The organism is Marinomonas phycocola, from assembly GCF_047525455.1.
In the GTDB taxonomy this organism is placed as follows: Bacteria; Pseudomonadota; Gammaproteobacteria; order Pseudomonadales; family Marinomonadaceae; genus Marinomonas.
In genome coordinates, this window is record NZ_JBLIXL010000005.1 from 126,200 (window position 1) to 140,142 (window position 13,943).

At 41.9% G+C, this 13,943-nt stretch carries 15 protein-coding genes; 8 read left to right on the forward strand and 7 right to left on the reverse strand.

The genetic code is table 11. The features are described from left to right. Positions 1-38: 38 nt before the first annotated feature. A complete protein-coding gene (locus tag ACMUMJ_RS05710) occupies positions 39-269 on the forward strand; it encodes a formate dehydrogenase subunit delta (protein WP_414677828.1) in 231 nt (76 codons plus the stop codon). A 72-nt stretch (positions 270-341) separates the two neighbouring features. On the opposite strand, the gene ACMUMJ_RS05715 is transcribed toward ACMUMJ_RS05710, so the two are convergent. From ACMUMJ_RS05715 to ACMUMJ_RS05730, 4 genes are all read right to left on the reverse strand, one after another. Continuing rightward, positions 342-2,912: a TRAP transporter permease gene (locus ACMUMJ_RS05715; RefSeq protein ID WP_414677829.1), complete on the reverse strand. Its 2,571-nt coding sequence runs from the start codon at positions 2,910-2,912 to the stop codon at positions 342-344. A 75-nt stretch (positions 2,913-2,987) separates the two neighbouring features. After that, a complete protein-coding gene (locus ACMUMJ_RS05720) occupies positions 2,988-3,974 on the reverse strand; it encodes a TAXI family TRAP transporter solute-binding subunit (RefSeq protein WP_414677830.1) in 987 nt (328 codons plus the stop codon). Between the two features lie 128 nt (positions 3,975-4,102). Continuing rightward, the gene (gene proC, locus ACMUMJ_RS05725; protein ID WP_414677831.1) at positions 4,103-4,930 is read right to left on the reverse strand and encodes a pyrroline-5-carboxylate reductase; all 828 of its coding nucleotides are present in this window, start codon (positions 4,928-4,930) and stop codon (positions 4,103-4,105) included. Positions 4,931-4,976: 46 nt separating this feature from the next. Beyond that, a complete protein-coding gene (locus ACMUMJ_RS05730) occupies positions 4,977-5,888 on the reverse strand; it encodes a D-amino acid aminotransferase (protein WP_414677832.1) in 912 nt (303 codons plus the stop codon). Between the two features lie 203 nt (positions 5,889-6,091). Between ACMUMJ_RS05730 and ACMUMJ_RS05735 the strand changes: the two genes are divergently transcribed. Next, positions 6,092-6,775, forward strand: coding sequence for a GntR family transcriptional regulator (locus ACMUMJ_RS05735; RefSeq protein WP_414677833.1), 684 nt, complete (start codon positions 6,092-6,094; stop codon positions 6,773-6,775). A gap of 70 nt (positions 6,776-6,845) precedes the next feature. Here the strand turns inward: ACMUMJ_RS05735 and ACMUMJ_RS05740 are convergent, their stop codons facing one another. After that, positions 6,846-7,307 carry an Lrp/AsnC family transcriptional regulator gene (locus ACMUMJ_RS05740; protein WP_414677834.1) on the reverse strand — a complete coding sequence of 154 codons (462 nt, stop codon included), beginning with the start codon at positions 7,305-7,307 and terminating at the stop codon, positions 6,846-6,848. A 275-nt stretch (positions 7,308-7,582) separates the two neighbouring features. Between ACMUMJ_RS05740 and ACMUMJ_RS05745 the strand changes: the two genes are divergently transcribed. The 3 genes from ACMUMJ_RS05745 to ACMUMJ_RS05755 all read left to right on the forward strand — a co-directional run bounded on the left by ACMUMJ_RS05745 (position 7,583) and on the right by ACMUMJ_RS05755 (position 9,488). Next, positions 7,583-8,500 carry a DMT family transporter gene (locus ACMUMJ_RS05745; RefSeq protein ID WP_414677835.1) on the forward strand — a complete coding sequence of 306 codons (918 nt, stop codon included), beginning with the start codon at positions 7,583-7,585 and terminating at the stop codon, positions 8,498-8,500. 32 nt (positions 8,501-8,532) lie between these two features. After that, entirely contained in the window at positions 8,533-9,030 is a 498-nt protein-coding gene (locus ACMUMJ_RS05750) for a GNAT family N-acetyltransferase (protein WP_414677836.1), read from the forward strand. 143 nt (positions 9,031-9,173) lie between these two features. After that, positions 9,174-9,488: a hypothetical protein gene (locus ACMUMJ_RS05755; protein WP_414677837.1), complete on the forward strand. Its 315-nt coding sequence runs from the start codon at positions 9,174-9,176 to the stop codon at positions 9,486-9,488. Positions 9,489-9,601: 113 nt separating this feature from the next. On the opposite strand, the gene ACMUMJ_RS05760 is transcribed toward ACMUMJ_RS05755, so the two are convergent. After that, positions 9,602-10,453 carry a nuclear transport factor 2 family protein gene (locus ACMUMJ_RS05760; protein ID WP_414677838.1) on the reverse strand — a complete coding sequence of 284 codons (852 nt, stop codon included), beginning with the start codon at positions 10,451-10,453 and terminating at the stop codon, positions 9,602-9,604. Between the two features lie 96 nt (positions 10,454-10,549). Then, entirely contained in the window at positions 10,550-11,425 is an 876-nt protein-coding gene (locus ACMUMJ_RS05765; RefSeq protein ID WP_414677839.1) for a helix-turn-helix transcriptional regulator, read from the reverse strand. Positions 11,426-11,684: 259 nt separating this feature from the next. Here ACMUMJ_RS05765 and ACMUMJ_RS05770 point away from each other — a divergent pair, with 259 nt between their 5' ends. The 3 genes from ACMUMJ_RS05770 to ACMUMJ_RS05780 all read left to right on the forward strand — a co-directional run bounded on the left by ACMUMJ_RS05770 (position 11,685) and on the right by ACMUMJ_RS05780 (position 13,873). Further along, the gene (locus ACMUMJ_RS05770; protein ID WP_414677840.1) at positions 11,685-12,323 is read left to right on the forward strand and encodes an HD domain-containing protein; all 639 of its coding nucleotides are present in this window, start codon (positions 11,685-11,687) and stop codon (positions 12,321-12,323) included. 109 nt (positions 12,324-12,432) lie between these two features. After that, complete coding sequence (gene zntR, locus ACMUMJ_RS05775; protein WP_414677841.1) at positions 12,433-12,849, forward strand: Zn(2+)-responsive transcriptional regulator; 417 nt, start codon at positions 12,433-12,435, stop codon at positions 12,847-12,849. 1 nt (position 12,850) lies between these two features. Continuing rightward, positions 12,851-13,873 carry an SO_0444 family Cu/Zn efflux transporter gene (locus ACMUMJ_RS05780; RefSeq protein ID WP_414677842.1) on the forward strand — a complete coding sequence of 341 codons (1,023 nt, stop codon included), beginning with the start codon at positions 12,851-12,853 and terminating at the stop codon, positions 13,871-13,873. Positions 13,874-13,943: the final 70 nt, after the last annotated feature.

Below are 13,943 nucleotides of genomic sequence, written 5' to 3' on the forward strand. Positions count from 1 at the left end.
AAATTAAAGAGAGACATCAGGTTCAGGAGAGCAGAGTCATGAGTCATTCACAGCTGGATCAGTTAGTTAGTATGGCAAACCAAATTGCTGACAATAATGGACACCAAGGCGACGAAACCGTTGTTGCAGACTTTGTCGCATCGCATTTAAAGCGCTTTTGGGCTCGTTCAATGAAGCAACAAATCATTGATTACAGCAAAACGGCGGATAATAACTTGAATCACATGGCTGCCCAAGCGGTAGCGATACTGGCGAAAGAGTACGCATAAACGCGGCATAGTGTGGCTTGATAGAGGGAAAAGGAGGCAACCAAATGGGAGCCTCCATTATGGGCATTGTCTTTATGGTGTCAATTTTTTGCGTCTGACTTGAATCAAAGCGATCAATGTTATGAGCGCCATACACGGTAAATAAACAAATACGGATGATGGTTGTTTATTGGCTACGTCTATTCCTGTTAGAACTTGGAAAGCTTCGAACCCTGCTTCATAAGCATCACTGCCAATGTCGACACTATCGACTTCAATCACGGTATCTGATTGATAAAGATTCAGCCCAGACCCTTCTATGATGTCTTTAGCGAGCCCTTTCTCTCTGGCGATTAACATATGAATCGAAGCGTCCTTTCCCCCTGAGTAGTTATCTTCTTCTACATGGATTCTTAATGGTGTGCCTATACTGATTTGAGCGTCTTCTTCTAAGTATTCACTCAAAGCCATATAACGATGAGGTTCAACCATTTGATTCACCCAGAAATCAGGTCTAAAAATACTAAAAGCGATCAATAATAGAAGCGCTCTTTCCCACAGTTTACAACGATCGAAGAAATAGCCTTGCGTTGCTGCTGTAAAAATGAGCATAGCCAAAGTTGCAATCACAAAGATAAAAACACCCTGCAAAAAGGTAACATTAATAAGTAATAAGTCAGGATTGAAAATAAATAAGAAAGGTAGAACCGCTGTTCTTAATGCGTATTTGAATGCGATTACACCTGTTTGGATCGGTTTACCGCCCGATACAGCGGCGGCTGCAAAAGATGCTAATCCAACAGGAGGTGTTACATCTGCCATTAATCCGAAGTAGAAAACAAATAAATGTACTGCGATAAGTGGCACAACTAAGCCATTTGATGCGCCCACTTCAACAATAACATTCGCCATGAGAGAGGACACCACAATGTAGTTTGCGGTTGTAGGGAGTCCCATTCCTAGAATCATACACAGGACAGCGACGAGTAATAACATTAGAGTAATATTCCCAAATGATAAAACTTCTACGACATCGGCTAATACAGCACCCACACTGGTTTGTGATACCACACCCACAATGACACCCGCAGTCGCGGTAGCAATAGATATGCTCGCCATGTTTCTCGCTCCACTCACCATTCCGTCGATGAGGTTTTGCAGTCCGGTAAATATTGGCAGTGATGTGTCATCTCTAAATAAGGTTTCCAAGATGGGTTTAGTGACTATTATAAACATGGTTAGAACAGCGGCCCAAAATGCACTCAACCCAGGGCTTAATCGTTCAATCATCAAACACCAAACGAGTACAACAACGGGCAATAAGTAGTAGATACCAGAGCGGAAAATTTCACCAGGTGGTGGAAGTGTTCCTAAATCTTGGTCTATATCATCCGATAGCTTGGGTAGCTTACAACCGCTATACAGTAAACCGATAAAAGCTAAAATTACCAAAGTGGTAATCGCATAAATAGAATGATCACCTAAGATTTGTTTGATCCAACCGAGTCCATAATAAACAGCAGCAGAAATAAAGCAGAGTATTAAGAAGCCAAACAAAAAACCTGTTATTTGGGTAAGTGGACTGCCTTCTCTAACTGTTCTAGGTAAACCTTGCATGTTCGCTTTAAGCGCTTCCAAATGCACAATGTAAACCAAACCAATATAAGAAATAAGCGCGGGTAAAAAAGCGTGCTTAATGACATCGAGATAACTGATTCCAACATACTCAACCATCAAAAAAGCAGCGGCACCCATTACTGGCGGCATGATCTGTCCGTTTACGGACGCGGCAACTTCTACCGCTCCGGCTTTTTCTGATGAGAACCCCACTTTTTTCATCATTGGAATAGTGAAGGTACCAGTAGTCACTACGTTGGCAATGGACGAGCCTGATATTAGGCCGGTTAATCCCGATGCAACAACAGCGGCTTTTGCTGGACCACCACGAAAATGACCAAGGCATGAGAAAGCAAGCTTAATGAAGTAATTACCAGCACCCGCTTTGTCGAGTAAAGAACCAAATAGAACAAATAAGAAAACAAAATCGGTAGAAACACCCAGAGCAATACCAAAAACGCCTTCGGTGGTAATCCATTGATGATTAACAACTTCTTGTAAACCAAACCCTTTGTGGGCGATCATCTCTGGCATATAATTACCAAAGAAGTTATAGGCTAGAAAAACGGCGGCAATCAAGGGTAGTGTTATACCTAAGCTGCGTCGTGCAGCTTCAAATAAAAGCGGAATGCCGATACAAGCGATGACGATGTCTTGAACTATCGGTGCTCCAACACGAGTGGCAATGTTGTCATACTCGATTAAATAGTAAAGCGCCGAAAGGCTTGCAGTAATCGCCAGTAGCCAATCAATTAAAGGCACCTTTTTAAGGGGCGATTTTGAATTGAAAGGAAAACTTAAAAAGACAAGAAAGATAGCAAAAGCGAGATGTATTGATCTAGCCTGATTACTGTTCCAGCGGAATAGGTCTGAATCCATCATGTAGGGAAAAGGAGAGGCTATCCATATTTGGAATGACGCCCATGAAAATGCAAAAAAAAGAATGATTTTAAGTTGAATTCCACTCGATTGGCGTCCACCCATATCATTTGAAGTAACCAAATTATCTACGTCTATTGAACTTGCGCTCTTCTTTAATAGACTCATGTTTTAACCTCAGTAGAGTGACTTTAAAAAAACCGAGCTACGTGAGCTCGGTTTGTAATCTGCTAAGTAACGAGGTTATTTAATCCAGCCACGTTCTTTGTAATACATCACAGCTCCTTCGTGCAATGGTGCAGAAAGACCTGCAGATATCATTTCTTTAGGGTCAAGTTGCGCAAAAGCAGGATGCAGTCGTTTGAATCGTTCAAAGTTCTCAAATACAGCTTTTACTAAGTTATAAACCACTTTTTTGGATGTGTCAGTAGACGAGACTAACGTGGCTTTCAGACCGTATGTATTGACGTCTTCCGGTGTGCCTTCATACATCCCGCCGGGGATTTGAGCTGTACTGTAATAAGGAAATCTCTCAACCAAGTTATCGATAGCAGGGCCTGTCACGTCAATGATATGAGTAGAACAAGTACTTGTTGCTTCTTTAACGTTCGCAACAGGGTGGCCTGCAACCATAACAAATGCGTCGACTTTATTATCGCACAAGGCTTGAGATTGCTCTGAAGATTTTAGCTCACCCGCCAGTTTGAAATCGGAAAGTGACATACCTTTTTCTTTCATTAGAGTTAACATTGTCGCGCGTTGGCCTGAACCGGGGTTGCCAATATTCACACGTTTATTTTTTAGACCTTCAAACGTTGTAATGTTTGCATCGGCACGGGTGACTAAAGTAAAAATATCAGAATGCAAAGAAAAGACGGATCTTAACTCTTCATAAGGTCCTGCTTCTTCAAAATTTGAAGTGCCTTTTGATGCATGGTATTGCCAATCTGATTGAACAGTACCGAAATCCAATCCTCCAGAACGAATGGAGTTTATATTTGCAATAGAGCCACCAGTGGATGGTGCGGAGCAACGTAAATTATGATCTTCTGTTTGACGATTCACCATCTTACAAATGGATTGTCCTACAACATAGTAAACACCTGTTTGCCCAGCAGTACCCACAGAGAAATGTTCAATATCACCAGCATAACTGTGCGTCGTTCCCAGTCCTCCAACTAATAATGCGATCGTAGATGTCTGCTTAAGATTGATTTTTATAATACTCATTGGGACATTACCTCGTTTCTTTTGTGACATTTTAAAAATGTTTTTTATTGCTTTAGTGCACTTAATTACTTCATGAACAGCCGTTCATTTACAGTGACAGCTTATTTTTGTGCGTATTTTGAATTAAATTACGACAATTGAATGCTACGTTCTTTAGCTGCTTCACAGCAGGCCAAGAGCTGATTCATAAAAATATTATCGGACATCAACGTTTCTAACCCCGCTTGAGTTGTGCCATTAGGGCTGGTTACATTTTCACGTAACTGCATGACATCCTCGTCACTCTGATCCAATAATGCGGACGAACCGATAATGGTTTCCAACGCTAAATGCTGTGCAAGAGGCTCAGGCAGCCCTAGTTTCTTGGCGGATTCAATAAAGCATTGAGTGAAATAGAAAGCATAAGCAGGGCCACTTCCACTGATAGCAGTCACGCTGTGCATATGCTCCTCATTTGTGACCCAATAGAATTTTCCTAGGGAGCTGAATAATCCCTCAATCAAATCGATAAAAGCGGACTTTTGTTCTTCTATATAACCAACTAAAACACCTTTTCCGATCATTGCTGGGGTATTTGGCATGACTCTGACTACGTGTTGAGCATTCGGCATTAAGGATCTTAATGTCGATACGGTAATGCCAGCAGCAACGGAAATTAGACAGCTGTTTAGATTAATTAAACGATTAAATTCATTGATACTTTTAAGAATAATCTGTGGCTTAAGAGCTAAAAGAAAGACTGAGAAAGACTCGCTAATAGGGACATTCTCGACATTGATGAAGGTGTTTACACCTTGCTCTTTATAGCTATCCAAAACACTCTGATTTTGATCAATCAAAAAAATAGACTCGGGGGCAATGCCTTTCGCTAGCCAACCGTTTATGATTGCGGCTCCCATTCTTCCACCGCCTACAACAAGGATTTTGTTTTCTACATTGTTCTCAAGTGATGTCATTTAATTATTCTCCACTGGCGAATGTTCATGACCGTGTTTTAATGTATTAAGATGAAGCTAATTGTTTGTATAAAGCACTAATACGTTCAAATACTGGCCCCGGTTTTCCATTCCCAACAACGCGACCATCGATATTGACAACAGGGGTTTGCCCGGCAAATGTGCCTGTGACAAACGCTTCATCTGCCCCATACACTTCGAAAAGCGAGAAATCAGTTTCATGTACTGTGATTCCATTTGCTTTACAGAGATCGATTACTTTTTGACGAGTAATACCGTTCATGCAGTATTTAGTGCTAGAGGTCCAAACTTCACCTTTGCGAACAATGAAGAAATTGGTGGAGTTACAGGTTGCAACAAAACCATGAGGGTCAAGCATAAGCGCTTCATCGGCACCGGCTTTTTGTGCTTGGATCAAGGCAGTGATGCAGTTGAGTTTACTGTGAGAGTTGAGCTTAGGGTCTTGGCTGTTGGGCAGGCCTCGAACGACATGAACGGTAAACAAACTCATGCCTTCACTTTTTACCTTTCCACTGGGTTTGCTGTGCTCGGCAATAATGACGGTTGTTGCGCCATATATGCTTAAACGAGGGTCTTGGAAAGGCTTTTTCTTTGTACCTCGACTGACCATAAGTCTGAGGTGTGCATCGTGAGTCATACCATTTACGTCTAAAGTGTTGTAAAGCGCTTTAACCATGTCTTCACGACTCAAGCCGATATCAAAATCTAGCACTTTTGCTGAAGCATACAAACGGTCTAAATGATCGTCTAGAAAAGCGATTTTTCCATTGTAAACACGTAACCCTTCCCAAATGCCGTCACCTAGCATAAACCCACTGTCGTAAACCGAAACGACGGCTTCACGCTTAGGTAGTAGTTCGCCATTTACATAAATTTGTATCGATTCGTTACGACTGTCTTCTTCAGCGGTATGGGCACTAAATGAATGGGATGACATGCTTTACTCCAAATAACGGGTGATGAATTTACTCTTTCTAAGAGAGATGTGATGAATTTAGGGTAAATCTGAAAAGAAACTTTGTCAACAGTATGATTGTTAACAATCATACTGTTGCTAATATAGTATTTCTCTGCATTCACAAATTTGCTACTCTTGTTTGATGACTACTAGTGGGACTTATTTATTACAAACAGGCATTTATGACAGTATTAAACCTAAAACCGATCCTTAAAAATCGTACTTTAAGAGCAGATGTGGTTGAGAAACTTAAAGACGCAATTATTAGTGGAGACTTACCTCCAGGTACAAAGCTGGTAGAATCACAGCTCTCATCATTGTTAGGCGTTAGCCGAGGGCCTCTACGAGAAGCAATAAGACAGCTCGCTGAACAAGGGTTGATTGATAATATTCCCTACACAGGAACATACGTTGCTAATATCACAGTACAGGCGATTCGAGAGCTGTACTCGTTTAGAACAGAGCTGGAACAGTTTGCGTTTAAACTAGTGTGGGAGCAAAGAGATGATGCCTTTCATGATGAGCTTATATTACAGCTTGAAAAGCTTTCGTTAGCGATCAAAAGTGATGATCATATTGCGACAATATTTGAAGAGCTAGAGTTACATAATGTTGTTTATAAACATTGTGGGCATGCGCTTTTACAAGACACGTGGCAACGATTACGAGGTCGCTTACACCTTTATTTTACCTTGCATCAGAAAGCGCATAATAGAACAGGGCCATACATAAATGCTCATGATAAATACGTTAAGCTGGCTCTAGGTGATGATTTACCTGCAATGTTGGACCATATAACTGAACATATGCAGCAAGGCTATCAGAAAGTAGAAAGTCTTGTTTCAGAGATTGAATCTCAGAATTAAGACTGTATTTTGCCATAAGTCGGGCTTTCGACGTGGCTGTTATGATCATTCACAATAATCGATTATGTCGTTAGACCAACAAACGTCGCTTGATGGGTGTGGATTTCACAATAGCGGTGCTGGTGTCGGCGATTTCTGCAACACGATCAAGGATAGGGTCTAAATCGCTGATGTCTTTTAAATACAGACGGGCTATGTAACAGTCGTCTCCCGTTACTTTGTCACATTCAACAAACTCAGGAATCGCTTTAATCAGTGACTCAAGTTGTTTATGTTTGCCCGGATGTTGACGCATGCGCACAATCGACATCAGGCTATAACCCAAAGCGACTGGATTAATGTCGATTCGATAGCCGTCAATAACACCATTGTCTTCGAGTCGTTTTAAGCGTTCGTTGACACTCGGTGCGGTCATTCCTACAGCACGAGCGAGTTCGGCGATTGGCGTCCTTGCATTCTCATACAGAAGCTCAATTAGCTTCGAATCGGTGCCATCTAGCTGAATTTCTTGGTTTCGAAGGTTACTTCGCATTTTTGCCTCAAATACACAGGGTGGTTGGTTTTATTTGCCTTTTTTTTCATCTGTAAAAGACAGGTATTAACCTTTACTCTATTCACCATAAAGTATTTCTTTCCTATAAATCAACCCTAAGGAGAGATTTGCACGACGTCATGAGCGATGATAAGACGAGGCAAAAACAGGAGAAAAAGCGGAGTTTATAAGCTATAAATGCGCATATTTGAGTCTGTTTTTAACAAAGTATTAGCAAGCGTAATAGTCGCGCAAAGGTCTCAAGGAGATAAACCATGAATCGTTCAACAACCAGCATAGGCACAATTGAACTTGTGATCGCTATGATACTGTCAGGAACCATTGGCTATTTCGTGATTAGCTCTGAACAACCCCTATGGAATGTGGTGTTTTTTCGCTGTGTAATCGGCGCGATTACGCTAGGTGGGTACGCGTATTTTACTGGCATGATTAAGTCTGAGTTTTTTGCACGCCGAGTGTTTGTTTTTATTGTTATTGGTGGCATTGCGCTTGTGGCGAATTGGATTTTGTTGTTTGCGTCTTTTCAGTATATTCCTTTTTCCATCGCGACCATGGCGTATCACATGCAGCCATTATTCTTGGTATTGGCGGGTGCTGTTCTGACTAAAGACAGATTATCAGGCAGTTTGGTTTTCTGGCTAGGCATGGCGTTTATCGGTCTGTTTTTGATTGTCGAATTGGATGTTAATGAAATAGCGTCACTGTTTAACGATGATCAAGGCGATGTAACGGCTTTGATAGGGCTGTTATTGGCGTTAGGTGCGGCGGTGCTATATACCGTGGCGACGCTGGTGGCAAAGAAAGTCAGTAGGGTGCCTTCTCAGTTTGTTGCTTTAGTGCAAGTTTCAATCGGTATTGTAATGCTGTTGCCTTTTGTGGATTTCACCAACTTGCCAACACACACTCGCCAATGGATCGATATATTGGTCTTAGGTGCCGTGTTAACAGGATTTATGTACATTATCATGTACGACAGCTTTCAAAGATTGCCGACCAGTTTGATTGCCTTGTTGTCATTTATTTATCCAGTTACGGCTCTTTTTGTCGATTTTATCGCTTTTTCGACACAGATCAGTGTGTGGCAAGGTCTGGGCGTTGTGATGATTTTACTTGCTGTTTGCGCGGTTAAGTTTGCATGGACGTTTTCATTTTCTCTCTTTAAGAACGCCTAATTCTAGAACGAATAAAGTAGCAGGAACGTGTTATGGTTAAGATAGAAGAAGTATTCATAGAGAGTTCAGACGTTATTGCTTGTTTAATCCGAGAGGCGAATGCAACGGTTGCGGTCGAGTTTGGTATTAATCAAACTAACTGTCCTAAGCATCCATCATTTTGTGAAAACAGTTGGGTAGAAGCGGATTTTCAAAGAGGAGAACGCTACTTTTTGTTGACTGAAAATGATCAACCACTGGCGTGTGTGGCGTATGAAATACCCAATAACAATGGTGCGACTCGTAAAGCGTATTTGAATCGATTATCTGTCTTGCCTGAAGAGCAAAATAAAGGCATAGGCTCTCAACTTGTCGAGCATGTTATTACACTGGCTCAATCTGATTACTTGGACATCATCAGCATTGGCGTGATCGCTCAACATACTTGGTTACAACAGTGGTATGAAAGGCTTGGTTTCGTAAAAAGTGGCATTCGACACTTTGATCATTTGCCTTTTGACGTCACTTACATGACTTACAACCTCTCTTGAATTCAAGTAAAAACGGAACATTATGACGTAAAAGGAGTTGTGTGAATTTAAGCCTGTTATTCAAGAAGAAGCGACAGGGTGTGGAATCGCATCCGTCGCCAATATTGTGGGTAAAACCTATTCTGAAATGAAAGAGCGTGCCAATGGGATGGATGGGTATTTACGCCTCCGATACATCGCTTTGGTCAGATCCTCAGTATGTCAGAAAGCTGTTGATGGAAGCGGGGGTGGAAACGACCAAAGGTGAAACACCTGTTGTTTCTTGGTCGAGTTTGCCCAACACGGCTTTATTGTCGATTAAATATCATCAAGAAAAAGGTAAACATTTTTGGCACTGGATTGTATTTAAACGCGTGGGTGGAGATGCGTTTGAATTGGACTCTGCCAGTTATTTAGCCTTGAATAAGAGAACGGATTTTGACGCCATGGAACCAAAGTGGTTTATTGAGGTGGTGTGATGGTATTGGGTTGTTTTACTTTATATGTCTTTAGATATGGGCTTTTATTTAAAAAGGGTGCTAATTGCTTAGCACCCTTTTTTCGGTATATTGACTAAATCGGTGTTAACGACTTAGAAGTTAAATTTACCGTTATTGTTTTTCCATTCAGATTTAGTGGGAATGGCTTCGATAGTGTCCCAATGCTCTACGATCATGCCGTTTTCTAAACGGAACAGGTCATAGAAAGCAACGTGCTTTTTCAAGAACTCACCTTCGCTGATAGCTAGCACAAAGTTACCTTCGCCTAGAATCTTGTGATTTGCTGTGTAAATCGTTGGCATGCCCTGTTCGGCTAATGCGCCAAGAGCCGCACCTAGACCGCTTAAATCATCCGCCACACTTGGGTTATGCTGGATATATCCACCTTCAGCAGGAGAAATAAAGTTCGTTAATTTGTTCAATTCACCTTTGATCAAGATGGAGTTAACAAAATCCGTCACAATGGCTTTGTTTTCATCTGTCTTGTCTAGGTCAGTCAGCTCGGTTGCACCATCAAATTGAGTACGACCGCTTGGGTTCGCTGGCGCAACTTCTTGTAAGTTGTCCCAATGTTCAACGATTTTGCCTTCTTCAAAACGGAATACGTCGAAGCCTGCTTTATGGCCAAAGAAATTGTATTCAGTATGTGTGAATGTGTAATCACCGTCTTGGAATGCGCGGACAACGTTTACTTTAGCGCTGCCTTTTGGCAATGCTTGAAGCACTTCACCGAATGCAGCTAGGCCATCGCCAACTTCTAAATTATGTTGCGTGTAGTTTGTTGGATTGACATAACTGATGGCTTTGCTATCGCCTGTTTCGATCGCGTTTAACAGGGCAACGGCTTTTTCTTTATGGCTAAGGGTCATAGTTTCCTCTGAATGTAAATTAGAGCAAGCGGCTAAAGAACCTGCGACTAGAACGGCTGCAATTTTTGCTTTCATATTGATTCACCTGATGAGTTAATTTACAGACAGTTTAGTGATCAGGAGAGAAGAGAGGCAGGTCAATGTGAGATTAAAAATGGTAAATATCGAACCCTATCGAGATTTTTTAAATTGGCTGGGTGTCATTAATGTGTGTTTTTTGAAGTATTTTACAAAGTTGCTGGGTTCGTCAAACCCCAAATATTCTGCAAGTTGTTGAATTTGATAGTTATCAATGGATAACCGACGTTTTGCTTCTAAGATCGTATGAGCATCAATTAATTGTTTTGCGGTCCGGTTTGTGGCGAGTTTACAAATCTTATTGAGGGTTTTGTAAGTGATGCCTAATAAATGGGCGTAATAGTGCGCATCACGTGTTTGGGTGAAGGTCTCATTCAGGGTGCCGATAAAACGTTCGAAGCAGCGAGTTTGTAACGGGTTCATAGGATTGCGGTAAATATTGGGTCTGGCTTCGGTGATTTTCAACAGCATAGAGGTAAATAAGGTTTGTAGAAACTCGATATTGGGTGTGTCTATTTCCAGTTCAATATTGAGCAGACTGATCAATTCCAACAAGGTCGATTCTTGACGAGTAGAGAGGGTAAACCCTTGTAAATTGGAAGAAATGAAGTATGTAGGAGAAAAAATTTGCAGATTAATGGCCGTGGCGACCTTATCGATAAACGTATCCGTGAAAATAATCAGTTTACCCTTCGGCTTATGGACTAAATCAAAGGCGTGAATCTGCCCTTTATTGATCATAAGCACACGGCCTTTTTCAATTTGAAATTGATTGAAATCGATCGAATGCACTCCCTGCCCATCGGTAATTATGATGATATTGTAGAAGTGAATCCGATGAGGCTTATCAATGTATTTGATTTCTTTTGCTTCAAATTGAGCATACACATTATCAAGGCAGACCACTTCAAACCCGAGCCGAGAAAGCTCCGAATTTTTGAATTGCACATCTGGGATAATTGAGCTCATTTAGGTCTCTTCTTTAGGCAAAATTTAATGGCCTTACTTCATACTGACGAATGCTTCATTGTCTATTCTTATTGTCTATCTAAGTCTACCCATAAGCAAATATTGGGCAAATAGGTTTCACGAGCCTTCGAGTCTTTTTTAGATTGATCTTTCTTGGTGAGCGCATTCTTTGTCACTTTTACGTTAAAATTAATAGAGACGCCTATTCCATAGAAACGCCTTGTCTCTTATACCTTTTGATGAAAAAGAAGCTCGCCTTATGAATCTTGACGATGTGAAGCAATACGAACCGTCCTTTCTCTCTTTTTTAAACGCAGAGGGTCATGCGGATGCCGCGCATGATGTGAACCACATACTGAGAGTGGTAAAAGCCGCGACACAACTTGCAATTGAAGAACAGGCCGAGCTTGCGGTTGTGATTCCTGCTGCGTGGTTGCATGACTGTGTATCGTTGCCCAAAAACCACCCAAATCGAGCGCACGCCTCCAAGTTAGCTGGCGGCAAAGCCATTTCATTCCTTGAAAGCATAGAGTATCCACCCGTCTATTTCGAGGGCATCCATCATGCGATTACGGCTCACAGCTTCAGTGCGAATGTTGCTCCGCGCACGTTAGAAGCCAAAATTGTTCAAGATGCAGATCGCTTAGATGCGTTAGGTGCAGTTGGCGTGGCGCGTTGTATGCAGGTAAGTGGCGCATTAAATCGCCCTCTTTACTCATCTGACGATCCTTTCTGTGAAACGCGTTCACCCAATGATGCGCACTACACGATAGACCATTTTTATAATAAGCTTTTTAATATCACGGACACGCTTAATACGTCTGCGGCGCGGTTAGAAGGCAGAAAGAGAGAAGCGTTTATGCGTGCATTCTTAACGCAATTAAAAGAAGAAATTTAGACCATCGACCGTGCATAATGATTAAGTTGTGAACGAAAACAAAACGCTTGACCTTAAACCATACTCTAAGGTCTATCATAAGCTTATTGAGCGAACAGTAGGTAGTTTTATGAAGATTGGTGATTTGGAAAAACAGTCAGGCATTCGTGCTCACACACTGCGATATTATGAAAAAGAAGGCCTATTGAAACCGTCCCAACGAGGCGAGAATAATTACCGACATTATTCTCATGATGATCTGATTACTGCGAAGTTTATAAAGCGCAGCAAAGCCTGTGGTTTTAGTTTGGCGGAAACGTCATCCTTGCTCGCCATTAAAAATGATAAAAGCCATCACGTGTGTGCCGAAGCAAAACACATTACCAGTACCAAGGTGAAAGAAATTGAAGTACAAATTCAGCGTTTAAAACAGATGCAAAAAACCTTAACGCAATTAGAAAAATATTGCTGTGGTGGGGAAGAGAGTGCTGAGTTTTGTACCATTATTGATGCGTTGGAAAATGGCAACGACGCCACAGGAGAATAATATGGAATTAATGGCAAACTTTGCGGCTTTGTTTATTGAGTCGGCACCGTTTCTATTAGCTGGGATGTTGATAGCGGGTGTCATTCATCAATTGGTGCCTAAAAAATGGATTGAATCCACACTGGGGAAACGTAACTCGGTTGTCACAGCGGCTTTCATTGGCGCGCCTCTTCCTTTGTGTTCCTGTTCGGTTATCCCTGTTGCAATGGGCATTAGGCGAAGTGGCGCAAGCAAAGCCAGTACCGCGAGTTTCTTAGTCTCTACGCCTGAAACAGGGGTGGATTCTATTGGAGTAACATACGCATTAATGGGGCCTGTTATGACGATCGCTCGTCCTATTGCGGCCATTGTTTCTGCTATCATTGCAGGGTCTTTGATTGCGGTGTTTGGGTCAGCGGACCGCCCTCTTGATGAGGCTGCCGATGAGCCTATTAAAAAGAGCTGTTGCCATAAAGGCGCCACTCAACCTGTTAGTACATTGGCTAAGTTAAAAGCTGCATTTGTCTTCGGTTATGGGAAATTGTTACGTGATTTTATGGTGTGGTTTCTTATCGGTATTTTCTTTGCGGCCTTGGTCACCACCTTTGTACCAGAAGGCTTTCTAACGCAATACGGCCAAGGTGTGTTTGCCATGTTGGTCATCGTGCTGATTTCAGTGCCCATGTACATCTGCGCTACCGCCTCAACACCATTGGCTGTCGGCTTATTATTATCTGGTATTACGCCCGGTGCGGCACTGGTCTTTATGCTCACAGGCCCGGCAACCAACATAGCTACACTGATTGTGATTAAGAATGAATTGGGCACACGTGAACTGGTGATTTACTTGATTGCCATCGTCATCAGTGCCGTCAGTGCTGGATTGTTATTAGACTATTTATTTGAAACCTTTCAATGGAAAATGCAACTGGCCCATGGGGATCATTCAGACATGATGGGGCTTTTATATCAAGCGAGTGCCGTGATTTTAGCTGGTCTGATAACCTTTCAATTGCAAAAACGTTATTTGAACATTAAGGCGTAGGGACTGGCAGTTCTACTCTCCCTAAAACACCGTTTGATGAGGTGATAGTTAACCAGAACAGACGATGTTT

Coding starts and splice junctions, on each gene's coding strand:
- ACMUMJ_RS05760 (WP_414677838.1), bottom strand. CDS start 10,453: ATGAAAGCAAAAATTGCAGCCGTTCTAGTCGCAGGTTCTTTAGCCGCT.
- ACMUMJ_RS05710 (WP_414677828.1), top strand. CDS start 39: ATGAGTCATTCACAGCTGGATCAGTTAGTTAGTATGGCAAACCAAATT.
- ACMUMJ_RS05735 (WP_414677833.1), top strand. CDS start 6,092: ATGACAGTATTAAACCTAAAACCGATCCTTAAAAATCGTACTTTAAGA.
- ACMUMJ_RS05720 (WP_414677830.1), bottom strand. CDS start 3,974: ATGAGTATTATAAAAATCAATCTTAAGCAGACATCTACGATCGCATTA.
- ACMUMJ_RS05765 (WP_414677839.1), bottom strand. CDS start 11,425: ATGAGCTCAATTATCCCAGATGTGCAATTCAAAAATTCGGAGCTTTCT.
- ACMUMJ_RS05750 (WP_414677836.1), top strand. CDS start 8,533: ATGGTTAAGATAGAAGAAGTATTCATAGAGAGTTCAGACGTTATTGCT.
- proC (WP_414677831.1), bottom strand. CDS start 4,930: ATGACATCACTTGAGAACAATGTAGAAAACAAAATCCTTGTTGTAGGC.
- ACMUMJ_RS05755 (WP_414677837.1), top strand. CDS start 9,174: ATGGGATGGATGGGTATTTACGCCTCCGATACATCGCTTTGGTCAGAT.
- ACMUMJ_RS05770 (WP_414677840.1), top strand. CDS start 11,685: ATGAATCTTGACGATGTGAAGCAATACGAACCGTCCTTTCTCTCTTTT.
- ACMUMJ_RS05745 (WP_414677835.1), top strand. CDS start 7,583: ATGAATCGTTCAACAACCAGCATAGGCACAATTGAACTTGTGATCGCT.
- ACMUMJ_RS05730 (WP_414677832.1), bottom strand. CDS start 5,888: ATGTCATCCCATTCATTTAGTGCCCATACCGCTGAAGAAGACAGTCGT.
- ACMUMJ_RS05740 (WP_414677834.1), bottom strand. CDS start 7,307: ATGCGAAGTAACCTTCGAAACCAAGAAATTCAGCTAGATGGCACCGAT.
- ACMUMJ_RS05780 (WP_414677842.1), top strand. CDS start 12,851: ATGGAATTAATGGCAAACTTTGCGGCTTTGTTTATTGAGTCGGCACCG.
- zntR (WP_414677841.1), top strand. CDS start 12,433: ATGAAGATTGGTGATTTGGAAAAACAGTCAGGCATTCGTGCTCACACA.
- ACMUMJ_RS05715 (WP_414677829.1), bottom strand. CDS start 2,912: ATGAGTCTATTAAAGAAGAGCGCAAGTTCAATAGACGTAGATAATTTG.